The 17347-nt window shown below is 62.8% G+C and carries 16 protein-coding genes; 6 read left to right on the top strand and 10 right to left on the bottom strand.

Annotated elements, in window-relative coordinates; translation table 11 throughout:
- Positions 1–3 precede the first annotated feature (3 nt).
- The 9 genes from AC1Q6C_RS09065 to AC1Q6C_RS09025 all read right to left on the bottom strand — a co-directional run bounded on the left by AC1Q6C_RS09065 (position 4) and on the right by AC1Q6C_RS09025 (position 9216).
- Complete coding sequence (locus AC1Q6C_RS09065; RefSeq protein ID WP_081377614.1) at positions 4–1254, bottom strand: reverse transcriptase family protein; 1251 nt, start codon at positions 1252–1254, stop codon at positions 4–6.
- A 240-nt stretch (positions 1255–1494) separates the two neighbouring features.
- Positions 1495–2436, bottom strand: a complete 942-nt coding sequence (locus tag AC1Q6C_RS09060; RefSeq protein ID WP_003946000.1) for an ABC transporter substrate-binding protein — start codon at positions 2434–2436, stop codon at positions 1495–1497.
- 41 nt (positions 2437–2477) lie between these two features.
- Entirely contained in the window at positions 2478–3185 is a 708-nt protein-coding gene (locus AC1Q6C_RS09055) for a class II aldolase/adducin family protein (protein WP_042448033.1), read from the bottom strand.
- Positions 3182–4336: an LLM class flavin-dependent oxidoreductase gene (locus tag AC1Q6C_RS09050; RefSeq protein WP_050656906.1), complete on the bottom strand. Its 1155-nt coding sequence runs from the start codon at positions 4334–4336 to the stop codon at positions 3182–3184. The genes AC1Q6C_RS09055 and AC1Q6C_RS09050 overlap by 4 nt, the downstream gene beginning before the upstream one ends.
- Positions 4333–5442 carry an LLM class flavin-dependent oxidoreductase gene (locus tag AC1Q6C_RS09045; protein ID WP_118605752.1) on the bottom strand — a complete coding sequence of 370 codons (1110 nt, stop codon included), beginning with the start codon at positions 5440–5442 and terminating at the stop codon, positions 4333–4335. The genes AC1Q6C_RS09050 and AC1Q6C_RS09045 overlap by 4 nt, the downstream gene beginning before the upstream one ends.
- On the bottom strand, positions 5439–6479 hold the full coding sequence (locus AC1Q6C_RS09040) for an ABC transporter substrate-binding protein (protein ID WP_118605755.1): 1041 nt from the start codon (positions 6477–6479) through the stop codon (positions 5439–5441). Before AC1Q6C_RS09040 ends, AC1Q6C_RS09045 begins: the two co-directional genes overlap by 4 nt.
- Positions 6463–7305 (bottom strand): ABC transporter ATP-binding protein, encoded by an 843-nt coding sequence (locus AC1Q6C_RS09035; protein WP_118606044.1) that lies wholly within the window; start codon positions 7303–7305, stop codon positions 6463–6465. Before AC1Q6C_RS09035 ends, AC1Q6C_RS09040 begins: the two co-directional genes overlap by 17 nt.
- Positions 7302–8159, bottom strand: a complete 858-nt coding sequence (locus AC1Q6C_RS09030) for an ABC transporter permease (RefSeq protein WP_003946011.1) — start codon at positions 8157–8159, stop codon at positions 7302–7304. The genes AC1Q6C_RS09035 and AC1Q6C_RS09030 overlap by 4 nt, the downstream gene beginning before the upstream one ends.
- 4 nt (positions 8160–8163) lie before the next feature.
- Entirely contained in the window at positions 8164–9216 is a 1053-nt protein-coding gene (locus tag AC1Q6C_RS09025) for an NrtA/SsuA/CpmA family ABC transporter substrate-binding protein (RefSeq protein WP_058039347.1), read from the bottom strand.
- A 247-nt stretch (positions 9217–9463) separates the two neighbouring features.
- On the opposite strand from AC1Q6C_RS09025, the gene AC1Q6C_RS09020 reads away from it, so the two are divergent.
- The 4 genes from AC1Q6C_RS09020 (at position 9464) to AC1Q6C_RS09005 (ending at position 12911) form a co-directional block, all read left to right on the top strand.
- On the top strand, positions 9464–10213 hold the full coding sequence (locus tag AC1Q6C_RS09020) for an IclR family transcriptional regulator (RefSeq protein WP_030537941.1): 750 nt from the start codon (positions 9464–9466) through the stop codon (positions 10211–10213).
- 118 nt (positions 10214–10331) lie between these two features.
- Complete coding sequence (locus tag AC1Q6C_RS09015) at positions 10332–10802, top strand: NfeD family protein (protein ID WP_007735511.1); 471 nt, start codon at positions 10332–10334, stop codon at positions 10800–10802.
- Complete coding sequence (locus AC1Q6C_RS09010) at positions 10799–11614, top strand: slipin family protein (protein WP_050656912.1); 816 nt, start codon at positions 10799–10801, stop codon at positions 11612–11614. Before AC1Q6C_RS09015 ends, AC1Q6C_RS09010 begins: the two co-directional genes overlap by 4 nt.
- A 58-nt stretch (positions 11615–11672) precedes the next feature.
- Positions 11673–12911 (top strand): HNH endonuclease signature motif containing protein, encoded by a 1239-nt coding sequence (locus AC1Q6C_RS09005; protein ID WP_118605758.1) that lies wholly within the window; start codon positions 11673–11675, stop codon positions 12909–12911.
- A 65-nt stretch (positions 12912–12976) separates the two neighbouring features.
- Here AC1Q6C_RS09005 and AC1Q6C_RS09000 read toward each other — a convergent pair whose 3' ends face one another.
- On the bottom strand, positions 12977–13684 hold the full coding sequence (locus tag AC1Q6C_RS09000; RefSeq protein ID WP_083058516.1) for a pyridoxamine 5'-phosphate oxidase family protein: 708 nt from the start codon (positions 13682–13684) through the stop codon (positions 12977–12979).
- Between the two features lie 97 nt (positions 13685–13781).
- On the opposite strand from AC1Q6C_RS09000, the gene pdxR reads away from it, so the two are divergent.
- Both pdxR and AC1Q6C_RS08990 read left to right on the top strand, forming a co-directional pair.
- Complete coding sequence (gene pdxR / locus AC1Q6C_RS08995) at positions 13782–15167, top strand: MocR-like pyridoxine biosynthesis transcription factor PdxR (RefSeq protein WP_118605761.1); 1386 nt, start codon at positions 13782–13784, stop codon at positions 15165–15167.
- A gap of 59 nt (positions 15168–15226) precedes the next feature.
- Entirely contained in the window at positions 15227–17344 is a 2118-nt protein-coding gene (locus tag AC1Q6C_RS08990; RefSeq protein WP_064073501.1) for an oxidoreductase, read from the top strand.
- Positions 17345–17347 lie beyond the last annotated feature (3 nt).

Raw genomic sequence — 17347 nt, 5'->3', positions numbered from 1 at the left:
GCACTAACCGTCCCAATCCACACGTTCAGCCAGGCGCAGCAATGTGCGTCGGCGTGTAGTGCTGGTTTCGCCGATGTGCGCGATCCGGCCGTAGATGTGGGCGCGGAAGTTCTCCACGCCATCCCGATTCTGTTCCTGCGCAGAAGTACTGGCGGCGTTGTGCAGCAGGGCACGCAAGCGATCGTAGTCGTCGCGCGGATACGAGGGTTGGTCGTTGATCACCAACCCGGTGAGGTGTTGGCGTCGATGAGGGCGCATTACCTTGGTCTTTCGTGGATGGATGGCAAACCCTTCGTCCCCGGCGATCTGCTCGACCGTCCAGAGGAGGGTGCCGACGTCGGCTACTTCGATTCCGGAGAACGCGAGGTCGTCGGCGTATCGGGTGTAGGTGAGCCAGTTCGCTTGTGCGAGTCCACTCAAGCGGATGTCGAGTTTGCGTGCGACGAGATTCGCCAGTGCAGGAGAAGTGGGTGCGCCTTGCGGAAGATGCGCGGTGCGTAGCTGTGATGCCTGTGCATACGGTAGGCCGCGCAGGGTATCGGCAGGTGTTGCAACAGTGCACAATCCGGTGAGAACGCCTGCCACTGCGGGTGGATAGCCGAGGGCGGCGAAGACGGCATGAACGCGGCTGCCGCTGATCGAAGGGAAGAACTGCGCGAGGTCCGCGCCGATCACGATTTCCGACTGTGCGTGCGGCGCTGCAAAAGTCAGAGGGCTTCGACCACGGACAAATCCGTGTGCCGCGTCGTGCGGGGGCACCAGGTCGAGGATGCGGCGCAGGATCTTCCGTTGAATTTCGCGCAATCGGGGTTTCGGTACCTCGAGGAGGCGAGCGCCGGCCTTCTTGCTGATCTGCATCGGCCGGTAGTGGCGTAGCGGTCGGGGTTTCGTGCGGAGCCATTCCCCTCGGTCGGCGAACCACTCGAGTTCGGAGATCGTCAGATCCAGTGAACGAGCCAGGTCCACACTGGTGTTGTAGCGGGGAACGTCGAACCGCCACACCGAGGTTTCATTGGTGTCCAGTGAGAGAGGAACAGGCCGCAGGCGAGGTAGTTCGCGAAGCAATCGATACAGAGTCTGCGGTTCGAACGGTGGAGCGGGCATGAGGTCGAGAACGCGCACGGCCAGGAGCGTCGGGGAAACGCCGAAGACGGTTCCGAATGCCTCCTCGAGGCCGCTGAGGGTCCACGGAGCGTCAGCGGCCGCAACGGCCAGACGACGCGCCAACTCGGGATCGAGCTCGAAGTCACGCATGATACGACTCCGGGATGCGACGGGGCGGGGTGACCAAATCCTTTGTCCGGTGCGGCGGCAAGCACGCGGAGCGTGCCGAACGCCGGTGGACGCAGTATCCAATTCTTCTGGCCGACCCAGGGGTTACCCCTGAGACTGGTCGCGTGGACCAACTCTCACCCACGCGCCGCCGCATTCCTTCACAATGGCAGACCGTTCGGTATCTGTCACGTGTGAAGCGGATCTGTCAGGAGTGGGTCCTCAGATCGACGAACGATCCGAACCGACGAACTCGCTGATCCACGGCACGACTGCTTCGCGGACGGTGACCGCCTTCGGCAGTAGTCCGTTGCTCAGCAGGAGATCGGCCGCGCGCTGCTGCTCGTCCAGGAACTCGTCGGTGACAGGGTTGACACCGAAAGGACGTCCGCGCAGTGCAGCTTCCCAGGCATCGAGGCTCGCGGACCCGCCACGCTTCTCGACGTCGTCGACGAAGACCTGGGCGGCTTCGCGGGGGTTGGCTTCGATCCAGGCGTCGGATTCCTGCAGGGCCTCGATGATCGCCTGGAGGGCCTCCGGGTTGGTATCCGCGAAATCGCGCCGGGTGAACCACAGTGAGGGGTGGCTGAAGAGTCCGTCGGTGGCGATCAGCGTTCGCAGTTCGTGGTTCGCTTCGATGTCCGTCAGCCCCGGGTACGCGCCAACCCAGGCATCGATGGTGCCGTCGACGAGGTCCGCTCCACCACCGCGTACGTCGGTGTCGACGGGGACGATGTCGGACCAGGTCAGCCCCGCCTGATCCAAGGCGAACAACAAAAGTGTGGTCTGCCACGATCCGTGCGCGATGCCGACGCGCTTGCCGCGCAGGTCCTCAACCGTGTTGATCTCGGACTCTGCCTTGACTACCAGGCGCCCGTTCTCCACGCGGGGGCCGGAGATTCCGATGTAGACGAGATCGCGGCCCTGGGCCAATCCGGTGACGGGCGGCGTGAATCCGGTTCCGATCACGTCGTATCCGCCCTCCTCGAACAGCCAGTCCGAGTGCAGGGTCGGCAAGGCGTTTTCCGGGTTCACTGCAGGCTTGGCGGGAAGCTCACGCAGGTCCACCCACTCGACATCGGGGAGACGGCGTTCGAGGATGCCGGTGTGGCGCAGTACGAACAGCGAATTGTTGTGTGGGAAGTATCCGACGCGAACGGTCATGAGATCTACGGTTTCCTGTTCTGAATCAGTGATGGGGGTGGCTAGATGAGGCCGCGTCGACGCGCCTCGTCGGCGAGTCCGCTACGGCCCCACTGCACGGCGAGGTTGGACGGATCGAATTCGACCGAACCGCCGAGGGATTCGGCGATCGCCTGGAACTGGGCGCCTTCCTCGAGGAGGACGACGAACTTCGCGAGGTCGAGCAACCCGCTGCGGCCGATGACGTTGACCCCGCCGTTGGCTTCGAAGATCGCCACCAGATCGGGATCATGTTCGAGACGCTCGAGAATGAACTCGCCTGCAGAACGAGACCGATCGACGTGCGGCGGAATCTCTCGGGAGAGCGTCAGCCTCTGCGAAGCCGCATAGCGGATGGGTAGCGTCCGATGTGTCTGTGCCCAACCGCCGAGCCACGGTGTGTGGATGTGGACAACGCTGGTGATTTCCGGATGCTGACGGAAGACTGACGCGTAGCCGGTGACAAAACCGGCCGATCCGTTGCCGGACAGCACCTCTCCATCGAAGGTGGCGACAACCGGTGACACCGATGGGTCATCCGCCCACGGTCCCGGATCGTTCAGTGCAACTGCGATTTCGGTGCCGGGCACGCGTTCGACGAAGTTGACGGTCCCGTTGGCTGCAACCGTTCCGGTCTTGCGGAAGACGTCGAATGCCTTGTCTGCTGCTTTACGCGCCTCTTCGACGAATGCTGTGGTATCGGCGTCGAGTCGAGTTTCGGTGGTGGTCATCGAGTCTCCAGTCCAGAAGGTGTGATCGGGGTGCGCTGCAGGAGGGGAAGAACTTCTTCGCCGACGCGGTATGCCTCTTCGAGATGCGGGTTACCGGCGAGGATGAAGGCGTCGACACCCAGTTCGCGCAACTCGTCGAGTCTTTCGGCGACCTGCTCGTAACTGCCGACCAGTCCGAACGCCGGTCCGCCGCGGATGAGGCTGAAGCCGCACCACACGTTGGGTTGCACTTCCAGATCTCGGTAGCCGGTGATGTGTTCGGGTACCCAGCCTTTGATGCGGGCGGCGCCCACCGAATCACCCTGGGCTGCACGGTCGGCGGCCCCCTTGTCGACGAAGGCCCAGCCTTTCTCGATCTCGGCCCACGCGGCTTCTTCGGTGTGCCGGGCAACGACGTCGATGCGTACGGCGAACTTCGGGGTGCGTCCCAGCTTGGCCGAGTTCTCCCGCACACCGTCGATCTTGGCTCTCAGATCGGCGTACGGTTCCAGCCAGGAAAGGTAGTAATCGGAGTGCAGTCCGGCGGCGGCGACGGCTGCGGCCGAAGACCCGGAGAAGTACACCTCGGGAAACGGTTGGCCGGCAAGCCCGGGTGGCAATGCAGCGCCGTGGGTTTGGAAGAAGCGACCGTCGAAGTCGAAAGGTTCACCGGCCCACACACCCTTGAGCACATCGAGGAACTCGGACGTCCTGGTGTAGCGATCGTCGTGGTCGACCTTGTCGCCCCACCACAGCTGAGGCGCTCCACCGCCACCACTGATGATGTTGTAAACCAGACGTCCGCCGGTTGCTCGCTGCAGACTGGCCGACATCCGCGCTGCCTGTACCGGGTGCAGGAACCCTGGTTGGAACGCAACCATGAAACGGTAGGTGGTGGTCTCGGCGGCCAACGCTGCTGCGGTCGCCCACGGATCCTCGGTCATCGGGAAAGACGGCAGCAGTCCACCGAGGAACCCTGCGGACTCGGAAGCCTTTGCCACCGCGGCCATGTGGTCGATGTAGCTGTATCCGTCCAATTCGCCGCCGCGGATCGCGGGAGCAATGTTGCCCGGCCCGTATCCACCGGCATCGCCGCGGTTGTAGCGACGCGGAGTACGCAGCGACGCGTGGTCGCCTTCCATCCCGATCCGCCAGTAGAAATCGATGCTCATGCGGTGGCCTTCTCTTCGGTGGTGGCCTTCTCTTCCTTGCGGATCCGACCCTCGGGATCGACCAGGTGCAGGAGATGCTCGCCCGCCCGGTGCAGCTCTTCGATGTGTGGCCGACCGGACAGGACGAAACCGTCCACGCCGATATCGCGATACGACGACAATCGCTGCGCCACCTCCTCGTAGCTTCCGACGAGGCCGATACTGTGCTCGTAGCCGATGCGGTCGAATCCGGACCACAGGATGCCGCCCCGATCGATCTCGAGTGCAGCGGAATCGGCTTCTCTCAGTTGCCGTTCGACGCGAGCCCAGGCTTCGTCCGCTGTTTCCCTCGCGATGATCGGGATGCGCAGGACCTTCTCGACGGTCCTGCCGAGTTCGGATGCTCGGTCGTCGAGGGTGGTGATCCGTGTCGACAACTCGCCGCCGGCAAGGGTGAACTGATGGACATCGGCATGGTGGGCCGAGAGTTCCAGAGCTTCCGGCGAGTCCCCGGTCAGATGCACTCGGGGAAAGCGGAGTCCCGACAAGATGCCTCGGAATCCGCCGCCGAGTACGTCGTAGTACTCGCCGTCGAAGTCGTAACCCGTGCCGCCGAATCCGCCAGGGAGAATCTGCTCCTCGTTCCATACGCCACGGGCCACGGTCAGGAACTCCGCGGCGCGCGCGTAGCGGTCGGCTCCTCGAACCACGTCGCCGCGAGCTATGGCATCTTCAGCGTCAGTATCGACCTTCACTCGCCATTCGAGACGACCTGCTGACAGGCGCTGAAGTGTCGCCGACATTTTGGCGGCGTAGACGGGGGTGCCGAAAGTGGGGTGAAACTCCACGACCACTCGCGAATGACGCGTCTGACGTAGGGCGGCGGCAGCAACGATCCAGGATTCTTCGCCATTCGGATCGTACGGTGCGACAACGCCGTCGACGCCCGACAGTTCGGCGGCGAGAACGATCTGTGCCAATTCGTCGAAGGGCCCGAAGTTTCCGGGACGAACATCGGTCGCGACGGTAGTCGGTCGCTGCGGCCCGAAGCCGCCGCGACTGTTCAGTGCGGCCACCGCGCGGCGTCCGTCACCGCGAGACGGTAGCTCCCAGTAGACGTCCGTCATTCTGCTGTGCCCTTCTGCGCAACGAGGTTGCGTGCCTGTTCCAGTGGTTCGTGCGCCACCCAGGACTGCAGGTCGAAGTCGGCGGCAAGGAAGCCGTGCGCATACAGGAATTGTTTCTGCACGCCGAGCAGGTCCACACGCTCGTCAGACAGGCTCAAATGCAGTCCGGTGTGGAAGTTCTCGCCGTACGCTGCCACCACACCTTCGGGCCCCGACTGTGTTTCGGTCTGCAGAACGGCTCGGACCTCGTCGATGTTGGCTGCGGCCCAGTCCGCCGCTCTCAGGCTCTCGGCGAGGAAACCCACGACGATGTCCGGGCGTTGTTCGAGTAAGTCGGCGTGAACTGTGATCGGTCGTGGGGTGCCGTTGTTGACGCGATCACGTAGCGATGCAGTGGAATCGAGATCGACGGCAACGGCGAGGCCATGTTCGCGGGCAACTTCCTGGGCGCGGGCACCCTTGACGTAGATGGCGTCGACGTCGCCGCGTAGCAGGGATTCGACGCCCCACGTCGTGTTGCGGGTGGACGAGGCGGTGCGGACCTCGGGGGCTGCCGTCGTCGCAACCTCGACGAGAGTGACGTCGGCAAAACTCAACTCGCCGAGTCGAAGTGCGGAGGCGAAGCCGTGCAGGGCCATGGCACGGGGAAAGCTCCTGGCCTGATCTGCCGCCCAGGCCGGGATGCCGATCCGAGCGCCTGCCAGAAGACCGGCTTCTCGGATGTCGGAGTCTCCGCGCACCAGGATTGCCTGGGCCTCGTCGATCCAGGTGAGCCCGATGAGCCTCGTCGGAGAACCACCGGCACGCGCGGCCAGTGCGGGGACGTTGCCGCCTTCACGAATGAGTCCGGAGAGGTGGTGATCGAAATGGCGCACTGCCAATTCCGGTCCGGCATCTTGCAGTACGCCGAAACGCACTCCGGATTCGTTTGCCGTCCGGTCGAGCCAACCGAGACTGTTGGCGAGGCCGCTGGCGGTGGGAACGGGGCAGCGGGTGTACCAGAGTGTGTCGATTGCGGAATCAGCGATCAATGTCATGACTGTCCTGTCCGTCGGGGAAGGTGCGACCGACGCCGAGTTCCTTCAGGAAACTCGCTCGGTAGCGCAGAGATTCGGGATCGTTCCGATCGCGGGGGCGTGGCAGGTCGATGTCGACATCCACGGCAAACCCGCCCTTGTCGAGGATGAGCACACGGTCGGCAAGTCGTACGGCTTCGTCGACGTCGTGCGTGACGAGTAGTACAGCCGGACGGTGGCGGGCGACCAGATCGCCTACCAAGTCTTGCATTTGGAGCCTGGTCAAAGCGTCGAGGGCTGCGAACGGTTCGTCGAGCAGTAATAGTTCAGGTTCGCGAACAAGAGCGCGCGCCAATGCGACGCGTTGGGCCTCACCGCCGGAGAGCGTGGCCGGCCAGGCGCGGTGCTTGTCCGCGAGGTTGACCTCGGAGAGTGCGTTGCGTGCGTTGTCGGCCACCTGGCGCGATCGCTTTTGTCCCACCGTGACATTAGCCAGAACTCGCTTCGACGGTATCAATCGCGGTTCCTGGTAGACGACCGTGCGGTCGCGCGGGACCAGCACCTCACCGCTGTCCGGTGCTTCCAAACCAGAGAGCACTCGCAGCAGGGTCGTCTTGCCGGTTCCGCTGGGGCCGAGCAGAACGACGAACTCGCCGCGCGTGATCTCGAGGTCGATACCACCTAGAACAGTCTTGTCGCCGAATGACTTACGCACTCCGGTGAGTGAGACTGCTACCGGTGATCCGGCACGTCGCTCGGCCGCAGTGGTGCCGGTCCGCTCACGGGCTGCCAACGGCGGCAGAGGTGCTTCGGTGGATGGCAGCGAGCCGATGGTTGTATTCGTCATCGCGCCACCGACAATCTCCGCCACGGCATGGAGTACCGCTCGATCAGTCTGACGATTGCGTCGAAGATGAGTCCCAGTGCCGCGTACATGACGATGCACAGAACCATGTAGTCGGTGCGGTTGTATTCCTGCGCCAGGGTGACCAGATACCCGATGCCCTCACGTGTGCCGACCTGCTCGGCGGCGATCAATCCGGTGATGCTGAGCGACAGGCAGATTCGAAGCCCCATCAGAACACCGGGGAGGGCGGTCGGAAGAATCGCTCCGAACACCAGTCGCCAACCCGTCAGGCCGAAACCTTGTGCCGCTTCCACCATCTTGCGATCGACTCCGCGCACTCCCAGGTAGGTGTACGCGTACATGGGGGCGACGGTCGCGACGGCGATCAGGACTACCTTGAAGGTTTCGTCGATACCGAACCAGGCGATGAACAGCGGAACGAGCGCGAGGAACGGAACCGCGCGATTGATCTGCATGGTCGAGTCGATCAGTTCTTCACCGAGCGAGGAGAGACCGGACAGAACCCCGAGCACCAATCCGACGATCACACCGACCGAAACACCGAGTGCAGCACGTTGAAGCGACGCGAGACCGAAGTCGACCAACTGACCCGACTGGTACAGCTCGGCGAATGCCGTCCACACCGCCGGAGGTCCGGCCAGGATCTCTTCTCGGATCAGTCCGGTAGCGGATCCGATCCACCATCCGGCAACCAGCAGCGCGGGCACGAGGAAGCGGAGTGGGATCGAGACCCACTTGGGCCTGCTGCGATTGCGGCGGTAGCGGGGCGTTTCGAGTTGTGGATGCTCCACTGACGGCGACGCAGTTCGTGCGGGCCGGGTCAGCGTCACCATCGGGTCACTTCCCCTCGGTGGTGGGTGCTGCCGCTGCCGAACCTGCCACAGCACCCTGGAGGTCGAAGATCACGTCACTGCCCTTGATCGGCTGCTGGATCACCTTGTTGTCGGCGAACAGCGTGGAGATGGATTCGAGGTCGGTAGCATCCGCTGCAGTCGGGTAGCGGAAGTTGGTGATCTGGCCGCCGAGGGTGATCGCGTCGTCGAGTCGCTGTCCGGAGAGTGCACGCGGACCGGTCTGTTCGAAGACGTTCTCGAAGGCTGCTGGGTCGGCCTGCTGCTTCGCGGTGAGTTCCTGGGTGACCTCGAGGAACTTCTGGACCACCTCGGGATGCGCTTCGAGTACTGCGGTGCGGCCGGCGATGATGGTGCTGTCCACGGAGTCGATGCTCGCCTCGGTTGCGATCTCGACCGCGCCCTTGGCCTTGGCCTCCTGATACGGAATCAGGAACGATGCCCACGCGTCGACCTGCCCGGTGGAGAACGCCGACGCCGCGTCAGCCTGTTGCAGCGGAACACGTTCGACGGAATCGATCGGCACTCCGGCCTGCGTCAGAGCCTTGAGCGTGATGTACTCGCCCTTGCCTGCAGGGTTGACGGCAATGCGCTTGCCGGCCAGATCTGCGACGGTCTTGATGCCGGACTCCGGAGTGGCGATGATGCCGGCCTGGTCCTTGTTGTACGGGTCGGACGTGGCGAAGATGCGGACACCCACGTCCTTGGACAGTGCGCCGACGACGGGACTGTATGCGCCGGTTTGGATGTCGAGTTCACCGCTGTTGAAGAGTTTGAGGTTGGAGCTGAATCCCGGTGTGGTCTTGACCCATTCGATCTTTGCGCCCAGCGGTGCCAGCGCCTCGTCGTAGGTTCCGTCACGCTTGCCGACGGCGATGGCACCGGAGTTTCCGGGATCGAAAACTTTGAGCGTGAAGTCGGCGCTGGAATTGCCTGCGGCGCTGTTGGAATCGGAAGACCCACACGCCACCGCCAACCCGGCCAGCGGGATCATGGCGAGCGCAGCGGCAGCTCGTGGCAGTCGGCGGAAGCGGGACATGTATGTGGCTCCTTCAGGCGTTGAATCGTCAGAACTGACGACGATGACGCTATTGGGTGCTTGTCCGTTTTACCCCCGTTTGTTTTCTGGAGATTGGAAATCTTGACAACATCGGAAGTCTGTTCATCTGGGCTTTTGTAGGTCCACGTTCGGTTCCTTTCCATCTGATGGAAAGGATGGCCGGACTGCTGGGTCCGTGTTAGCGTCCGATTCTCAGGTCGATCAGGCCACAGCGAAAGGATCGTTCGTGACGGACGCACGCGGCGCGGGAGTTCAGACGGTAACCCGTGCCCTGACCATGCTCACATGTTTTCGCAGTGGCGAAGAACTGGGAGTCTCGGAAGTTGCGCGGCGACAAGAGCTTGCGGTCAGCACCACGCATCGATTGCTGCAGTCGCTCGTCGACGCGGGATTTCTCGAGAAGGACGACGCAACCAGTCGGTATCGCATCGGCGCGGCGCTGGCGGCTTACGGACAGGTCTCCTACCGGCAGCATCGGATCTATCTGTCCGAGCCCTATTTGGAGCAATTGGCCGCGACGACAGGAGCATCCGCCTCCCTGGCAGTGCGAAGCGGAAGTGAGGTGGTGTTGCTCGGATTCAGTCGGTGGCGCGAGGCCGACGGGCACGTGCTCCAGGGTGTCCGCCTTCCCTTGCATGCGAGCGCACTGGGGAAAGCCTTTCTGGCCTGGTCCGATGTCGACGACTCCGAACTTGCTGCTCTGCCACGTGAAGCGACCACTCAGCGTGCGATTACCGATGTCGCCGGTATCCGCCGGGAACTGGAACTGACTCGTGAGCGAGGATACGGATTCAACGACGAGGAGTTGACCCCGGATTTTCGAACGATCGGAATTCCGATCATCGATGGATCCGGCACTGTGCGTTACGCTCTCGGGCTTCGTGGTCCGGTCGAGCTGATGATCGACGAACGGATTCCGTTTCTCGCCGACCTTGCCAAGGTGACTGCACGACAGATCGGTGAGGTCCTTCTCTGACGTGATGTGAAAGCGCTTGTGGCAGATCCGGCCGAACGTGATTACCGTTGAAGTCGAGGGCGCGATCGCACAATGGCTACGCGACGTGACCGCGTCCTCGCGAGCGTGGAGACGAGTGATGACGACGATCGGTGTCGTTGCCCTGTTGCTGGGCGTCCTGTTGATCGTGGTCGAGGCGCATGCCCCAACCGCGGGGGTGCTCGGTGCGCTTGGAGCACTCATGATCGGTGCCGGCGTGTGGATGCTCTTCACGTCCGACGGTATCGGGCAATTGATTGCGATTCCGGTGACGGCGGGGGTCGCGGTAGTCGGCCTGGGCGTGGTGGCGGTAGCGAGTCGAAAAGCGCTTACCGCGCGCCGCGCTCCCGTGCGTACGGGGACGGAATCTCTTGTCGGCTCGGACGCGACCGTTCGCAGTTGGACCGGTGCGCAGGGTCAGGTCGAGCTCGACGGCGGATTATGGCGTGCTCGAATGGAATTCGGGTACGACGATTCTGTGCCCGCCGTGGGCGAATCTGTCGTCGTAGAGCAGGTTCGAGGCCTGACTCTGAAAGTGCGCCGTCGTGAACCGTGGGAGCTGCCGCTATGACCACCGTGCTTGTCGTGTTGTCCGTGTTTGTCGTGCTGATTGCAGTCCTTGTGGGCATGTCGGTGAGAGTTCTGCGCGAGTACGAGCGCGCGGTGGTGTTCCGCCTCGGTCGACTGATCACCTTGAAGGGTCCTGGTCTGGTGATTCTGGTGCCGGCGATCGATCGCATGGAGCGGGTCAGTCTGCGAACCGTCACGCTGAAGATACCGGTCCAAGAAGTGATCACTCGCGACAACGTCCCCGTGAAGGTCACCGCCGTCACGTACTTTCGGGTCGTCGACGCTGACCGTTCGATAGTCGAGGTCGAGGATTTTCTGGCCGCCACCTCACAGATCGCCCAGACCACACTGCGCTCCATTCTCGGTAAAGCTGAGTTGGACTCGCTGCTCTCCGAACGTGAACGGCTCAACGAGGACTTGCAGAAGGTAATCGATCAGCAGACCGAGCCGTGGGGAGTCAAGGTCACGACCGTCGAGATCAAGGACGTCGAGATTCCGGCCAACATGCAGCGCGCCATCGCCAGGCAAGCAGAGGCCGAACGAGAGCGGCGAGCCAAGATCATCAACGCCGACGCCGAGTTTCAGGCTTCGGCCAAGCTCGCCGAGGCGGCCGAGGTGATCAGCCGCAATCCGACCACCCTGCAGTTGCGTTATCTACAGACGCTTCACGAGATCGGTAGTGAGAACAACTCCACCGTTGTCTTCCCCTTGCCGCTGGATCTTGTCCGGCCCTTTATCGGTGGCGGAGTTGCGGCAACTCCCGCGACCCAAGAACCTGCCCGTTTCGTCTGGAATGCGAAAGTTGTTGATTAGCATCTAGTTTCGGTTACCATCCCTTGTGTTCGAAACTTTGTTCGATTAAACTTTGAGCATGGACAGTCGGGATGCGTGGCAACTGGATGGCGAGGACCTCAAGGGGGAGGTTCTGGATCTGGTGCGTGTCCGGCACGAGTTGCAGTCGCGGATGGTGTTGCTGATCGTGGAGATGTTTTCCCGTGAGGTTCTCGGTGGGAAGGGTTTTCGGGCGATCGCGCAGTGGTTGCATGGTTCGACGAATCTGGAGATCGGTGAGTGCAGTCTGCTGGTCGGGTTGGCGCGGTTGTTGATGCTCGAACCCGTTGTGGGCGATGCGTTTCATCGTGGTGACGTGGATGCGTTGAAAGCCCGTCAGGTGGCGTCGTTCTGTCAGCATCCGCCGAAGAACATGACCCTGGCGGATGTGGACAAGGCTCGCGGGATTCTGTTGGGGTTGGCGTCGCAGAACATTGCCGATTGTGATGCGGTGCGGGCGGCGATTCGGCGGATCGAGAAGCAGTACGGCAAGCGTGAGGACGGCGTTCCGGTCGGGGAAGATTCGGAGCGTAACGAGTTCTACGCCTCGAAAGGCCTGTACGGCAGAGTAACTGTGAAGGGTGATCTGGATGCGGTGAACGGGGCGCGTCTGATCACGTTGCTGTCGAGTCTGTCGGCTCCGACGCCGGAGAAGGGCGGTGCCAAGGACACCCGTACGCCGGCGCTGCGGCGGGCGGACGGGTTCTGCGAATTACTGCGGCGGTACGAGCGGGCGGGGTTGGGTCCGATCGAGGGCGGGGTGAAACCGCACATCACGGTGACCGCGTCGGCAAAAGACATGACGGACCTTAAAGTTCTGAAAGACCTCCTGCCGTCCACCGAAGAACTGGGTTTCGCGTGGACGGATTGGGTGGGCCCGATCAGTATCGATACCGCCCGGATGTTGGCGTGCGACTGCACCGTGACGCGAATTTTGTTGGATGAGAATGGTGTTCCGCTCGACTGCGGTAAGGAAACGAGAACGGCGACCGTTCCGCAGCGGCGGGCTCTTGCGGTTCGGGATGGCGGGTGTGCGTTTCCGGGGTGCGGAACACCATCCGGGTGGTGCGATGCCCACCATATTGTTCACTGGAACGATGGCGGCCCAACAGATCTCGACAACCTGATCTTGTTGTGCGGTCACCATCATCGGACACTGCACCACACCGAATGGCGGGTCGAGATCGGCCCCGATCGAAAAACGGTGTTCTACCCACCGATGTCGATCGATCCGTATCAGCATCCGATCGGCGGGAACAGCCCACCTACAGCAGCCTGAACGGGCGCAACTGAATACGTACACACCGGGGCATAGCCATGCCCCGGTGTGTACGGCGTGTGCGGTCAGAGCATCGTCGAGATATGGTCCGGCAGCGCGACACCGGAGTCGAGATCCTCGGACGGGATCGGTTCACCGAAGTGCGTAGCTGCGGGAACTACTCCAGCCCAAACGGTTTCGATACCGATGTCGGCGGCATCGTCACCGGGGCCGCCGGTGCGGGCCTTGACGGAAGCCTCGTACAACGGCAGTGCAAGAACGATGGTTGCCGCCATTTCCTTGCGCGTGTGATCCCGAAGGTGTTGGGAACGTCCGGGAACCACCTGGTCGACGATCAGATTCAAAGCCTTCACGCGCTCGTCGCCGTCGGTCACGACTCGAGGTGATCCGATGATGACGCCGCTGCGGTAGTTCATCGAGTGGTGGAAGCCCGACCGAGCCAACACGAGCCCGTCGAGGATCGTGATGGTGATGCAGATTTCGCTGTCGGGAGCCAAGCTCCGTGAAGCGACTGAACCGTGAACATAAATAGATCCGCCGCGGTCGGGGCCGTCGAGGTCGAACCCGTAGGCGGTGGGAAACACCATGGGAACTCCGCCGACGGTCACACCCATGTGGCACAGCTTCGCGGACTGCAAGACGTCGACGAGTGCCGCGCGTTCTGCGACGCCGTGGTGGCGGGCGCGCTTGTGCGTCGTACGTGCTGTCGGGGACAGCGGAATAGGTGCAGTGGGGGCAGGAGCAGGGGCAGCAAAGACAACGGAATCTGTCATGCAGACAATGCTGGTGGCAAAGTGGCTTCAAGTCATGGTCCAATCAGTGGAGACTTCGATAGGCCACTTCGATTTGCCACTTCCGGGAGGGTTCTGAATGTTTCTGCCTTCGGCGGTAGCCGTCGTCCTCGACCGGACAGATCGGCGGGCGCTCCCGGTCCAGATTGCCGACCACCTCAGAGCTGATATCCGCAGTGGTAAGGCGGCAGTGGGTCTGAGGTTACCCAGTTCCCGGAAGCTGGCGGCGGAGCTCGAGGTGGCGCGGGGCGTCGTGGAACGGGCGTATGAGCAGTTGATCGCCGAGGGTTGGCTTGTCGCTGTGCACGGCTCAGGCACCTTCGTTGCCGAGGCGCCCTCCCCCATGGTCACTCCCACGACTACACCGAAGAAGGCCGCCGACAAGATGTCACCCAGGGTGCAGCTCCGGCCGGGCGTGCCGTGGACGCCACCGCGTGCATCGGCAGCGTGGCGGCGGGCGTGGCGTGACGTCGGGTCCAAACCGCCACCTTTCGAGGATCCCGATCCTGCGGGTGACTACGAATTGCGTTCGGCACTATCGGAATTGCTGGCAAGAGCCCGCGGAATGTCGGTTGAACCCGAGAGAATCCTGATCACCTCAGGTGCCACGCATGGTCTCGGCCTCGCCCTGTCGGCTCTGCGTACCCGTGGTGCTGTTCTGGCGATGGAAGATCCCGGATACCGGTATGCGTCCTCGGCCGCAACAGCCTGTGGATGGTCGCTGCTCGACGTGCCCGTCGACGCTCATGGTCTCTGTGTCGACCAACTCGAAACGGCGTCGGAGAGCGTCCGCGGTGTGTATGTGACACCGTCCCATCAGTATCCGACAGGAGGGCTGCTTCCGGTAGGTCGGCGCAACCAGTTGATCGAGTTCGCACGCGCCCGCGACGTCGTCCTGTTCGAGGACGACTACGACTCCGAATTCCGTTACGACGTAGCGCCTTTGCCTGCGCTTGCCCAGTTGGCTCCTGATCGGGTGGTGTATCTCGGAACAGTTGCCAAGACGCTCGGCGCCGGAATTCGATTGGGCTGGTTGGTGGCTCCCCTCGACCTGGTCGACCGCATAGCAGTACACCGCAAGCGAATCGGCGACTTCCCGTCGGTTCCGCTGCAGCAAGCACTCCTGTCCCTGCTCCGTGACGGCGAATGGGATCGAGCGGTGCGTACCGCCCGGCGCAGGTACCGGGAGCGTGATCGGGCGGTCGAGGAAGCGCTGTCATCGTTCGGTGAACTGCGGGGTCTCGGCGCCGGCATGCACACGACGCTCATGCTCGACGCGGATCTGGCAGCCACCGTCGCTCGCGAGGCACTTGAATACGGCGTCGAAGTGCCCACCCTGGTCGAGTCCACCCGAACGCACGGAGACCCCGGCGGATTGGTCATCGGCTACGGACGGGTGGAATCCGCGGACCTCGAATATGCGCTCGAGGTGATAGCCGAGTGCCTCGAACGTCACAGCGCGTGAAGTCTCGTTGATCGGGAGTGCCGCAACGGATGGGCGTGGTCCAGTTCTAGCGTCTGCTCGTGACGATCCGAAGCCAGACCTTTCCGCACCTGCTCGCACCAGGCACCATCGGCCCGATGACCGTGCCCAATCGCGTGGTTCTCCCTGCGATGGACATGAACCTGTGTGAAGACGGGGAAATCGAAAAGGGCGACATCGACCACTTCGTGGCGCGTGCAGCTGGTGGAACGGGTCTGATCATCACCGGTTGCTGCGCTGTTGCGTATCCGCTGGGCTGCACCAGCCGCAAGGAACCGGGGCTTTCGGAAGACCGGTTCATCCCCGGTCTCAAGGCGTTGGCCGACGCAGTCCACGACGCAGGCAGCAAGCTCTGTGTGCAGATGACACACCACGGCAAGGTGGCGCGCATCGATACCCTCGACGGCCGACCGCAGTTGGTCCCGTCCACGCCGAAGCCGCCGGGTGACATGAGCGCGATGGCCGATTGCACGCCAGAAGAACTGGGCAAGATGGCTGCCATCAACGAGGGCAAGAGGGCTACGTACCACGAGGCAACCAAGGAAGATCTTGATTGGCTGGTTCGCATGTTCGCCGAGGCTGCCGGACGGGTGAAGGCGGCGGGCGGCGACGCCGTCGAGATTCACTGTGCCCACAACTACGTCCTCGGAGCGTTCCTGAGTCGGTACACGAATCAGCGCGGCGACGAGTACGGAGGTTCCATGGAGAACCGTGCTCGCCTCGCTTGTGAGGTCATTCGGGCGGTCAAGGAGGAGGTCGGTGGTGCGCTTGCCGTCATCGTGCGTCTGGCCGGTCAAGAGTACGGCGAAACCGACGGGCTGACGGTCGACGAGGCTGCTGCGGCCGCGAAGATGTTCGAAGAGGCCGGAGCTGACGCCATTCATGTCACCGGTACCGCGCTGAATGCTTTTGCCAACTTCACCGACGGACCACTGCCCGACAAGGTCGGCTACTACACCGACAATGCAACGCGAATCAAGCAGGCGATATCGATCCCCGTGATCACCGTCGGACGTATGCTCCCCGAGGTCGGCGAGAAGATGATCGCGGAAGGTCGCACGGACTTCGCCGCAATGGGCCGTCAGCTCCTGGCCGATCCACAGCTGGTGAACAAACTCAAAGACGGTGTACCCGAGCGGGTTCGGCCTTGCATCAATTGCTACGTCTGCGTGCAGGAGAACTTCTGGGACGAGACCCCGCTGTGCGCGGTGAACCCTGCCCTGGGCAACGAAGCGCTGCTCCCCTTCGTTCGGACCAGCACTCCGAAACACGTTGTTGTGGTCGGAGCGGGCCCCGGTGGTCTCGAAACGGCTCGCGTGGCCGCTGAACGTGGGCACCGAGTCACGGTGTTGGACAAATCCGATCGCCTCGGCGGCACCCTGTGGTTCTCGAGCCTCACTACCCCGGACAACGGGCGTCTGCTCAGCTGGTTGAAAGTGGAAATCGAGCGTCTCGGTGTCGATGTTCGACTGAAGACCGAAGCCTCGGTTGCTTCGATCCGGGCACTGAACCCCGACGCCGTAGTCGTGGCCACCGGTGCGGTTCGTGAGCGGCCTAGCGTTCCGGGCGGTGATCTCCCGCACGTGCACACCGGTGATTCGTTGCGCGCGTTGATGACCGGAGCGGGAGACGTCTCACAGGTACCGCCGTTCCTGCGGACGATGGCCAAGTTGGGCAAGCTGTCCGGTATCACCAAGAGCCCCGCGGCGATCCGAGCTGTGACCCGCAAGTTCCTGCCCATGGGTAAGGACGTTGTCGTGATCGGTGGTTCGCTTGTCGGACTCGAGCTTGCGGAGTTCCTGGCCGAGCGAGGTCGCACTGTGACGCTGATCGAAGAAGGCCAGCAGTTGGGCATTCCGATGGCGATGCCGCGCCGCTGGACGGCGGTGCGCCACGCCAAGCATGTCGGTGTGAACATTCACCGCAATTCAACGGTGCAGCGCATCACCAAGGAGCACGTCGAATTCCGTTCCGGTGACAAGACACTGACCGCTCCGGCCGACATGGTTGTCGTCGCCTCGGGAGTGTCGGCGCAGGCGCCACTGGCCGATTCTCTGATCGGCGTCGTCTCCGACGTGCACGTGGTCGGTGACGCGGTGAACGTCGACTACATCGAGGGCGCGATGCACACGGCGTGGAAAGTCGCGATGGATCTGTAGTTC

This window comes from Rhodococcus sp. MT28 (genome assembly GCF_058792695.1).
This window is presented reverse-complemented; position numbering and strand designations above follow the sequence as displayed.

Bases quoted from the DNA above. Each gene is read 5' to 3' on its own strand.
- AC1Q6C_RS09065 (WP_081377614.1), bottom strand. From the start codon at position 1,254: ATGCGTGACTTCGAGCTCGATCCCGAGTTGGCGCGTCGTCTGGCCGTT.
- AC1Q6C_RS09060 (WP_003946000.1), bottom strand. From the start codon at position 2,436: ATGACCGTTCGCGTCGGATACTTCCCACACAACAATTCGCTGTTCGTA.
- AC1Q6C_RS09055 (WP_042448033.1), bottom strand. From the start codon at position 3,185: ATGACCACCACCGAAACTCGACTCGACGCCGATACCACAGCATTCGTC.
- AC1Q6C_RS09050 (WP_050656906.1), bottom strand. From the start codon at position 4,336: ATGAGCATCGATTTCTACTGGCGGATCGGGATGGAAGGCGACCACGCG.
- AC1Q6C_RS09045 (WP_118605752.1), bottom strand. From the start codon at position 5,442: ATGACGGACGTCTACTGGGAGCTACCGTCTCGCGGTGACGGACGCCGC.
- AC1Q6C_RS09040 (WP_118605755.1), bottom strand. From the start codon at position 6,479: ATGACATTGATCGCTGATTCCGCAATCGACACACTCTGGTACACCCGC.
- AC1Q6C_RS09035 (WP_118606044.1), bottom strand. From the start codon at position 7,305: ATGACGAATACAACCATCGGCTCGCTGCCATCCACCGAAGCACCTCTG.
- AC1Q6C_RS09030 (WP_003946011.1), bottom strand. From the start codon at position 8,159: ATGGTGACGCTGACCCGGCCCGCACGAACTGCGTCGCCGTCAGTGGAG.
- AC1Q6C_RS09025 (WP_058039347.1), bottom strand. From the start codon at position 9,216: ATGTCCCGCTTCCGCCGACTGCCACGAGCTGCCGCTGCGCTCGCCATG.
- AC1Q6C_RS09015 (WP_007735511.1), top strand. From the start codon at position 10,332: ATGACGACGATCGGTGTCGTTGCCCTGTTGCTGGGCGTCCTGTTGATC.
- AC1Q6C_RS09010 (WP_050656912.1), top strand. From the start codon at position 10,799: ATGACCACCGTGCTTGTCGTGTTGTCCGTGTTTGTCGTGCTGATTGCA.
- AC1Q6C_RS09005 (WP_118605758.1), top strand. From the start codon at position 11,673: ATGGACAGTCGGGATGCGTGGCAACTGGATGGCGAGGACCTCAAGGGG.
- AC1Q6C_RS09000 (WP_083058516.1), bottom strand. From the start codon at position 13,684: ATGACAGATTCCGTTGTCTTTGCTGCCCCTGCTCCTGCCCCCACTGCA.
- pdxR (WP_118605761.1), top strand. From the start codon at position 13,782: ATGTTTCTGCCTTCGGCGGTAGCCGTCGTCCTCGACCGGACAGATCGG.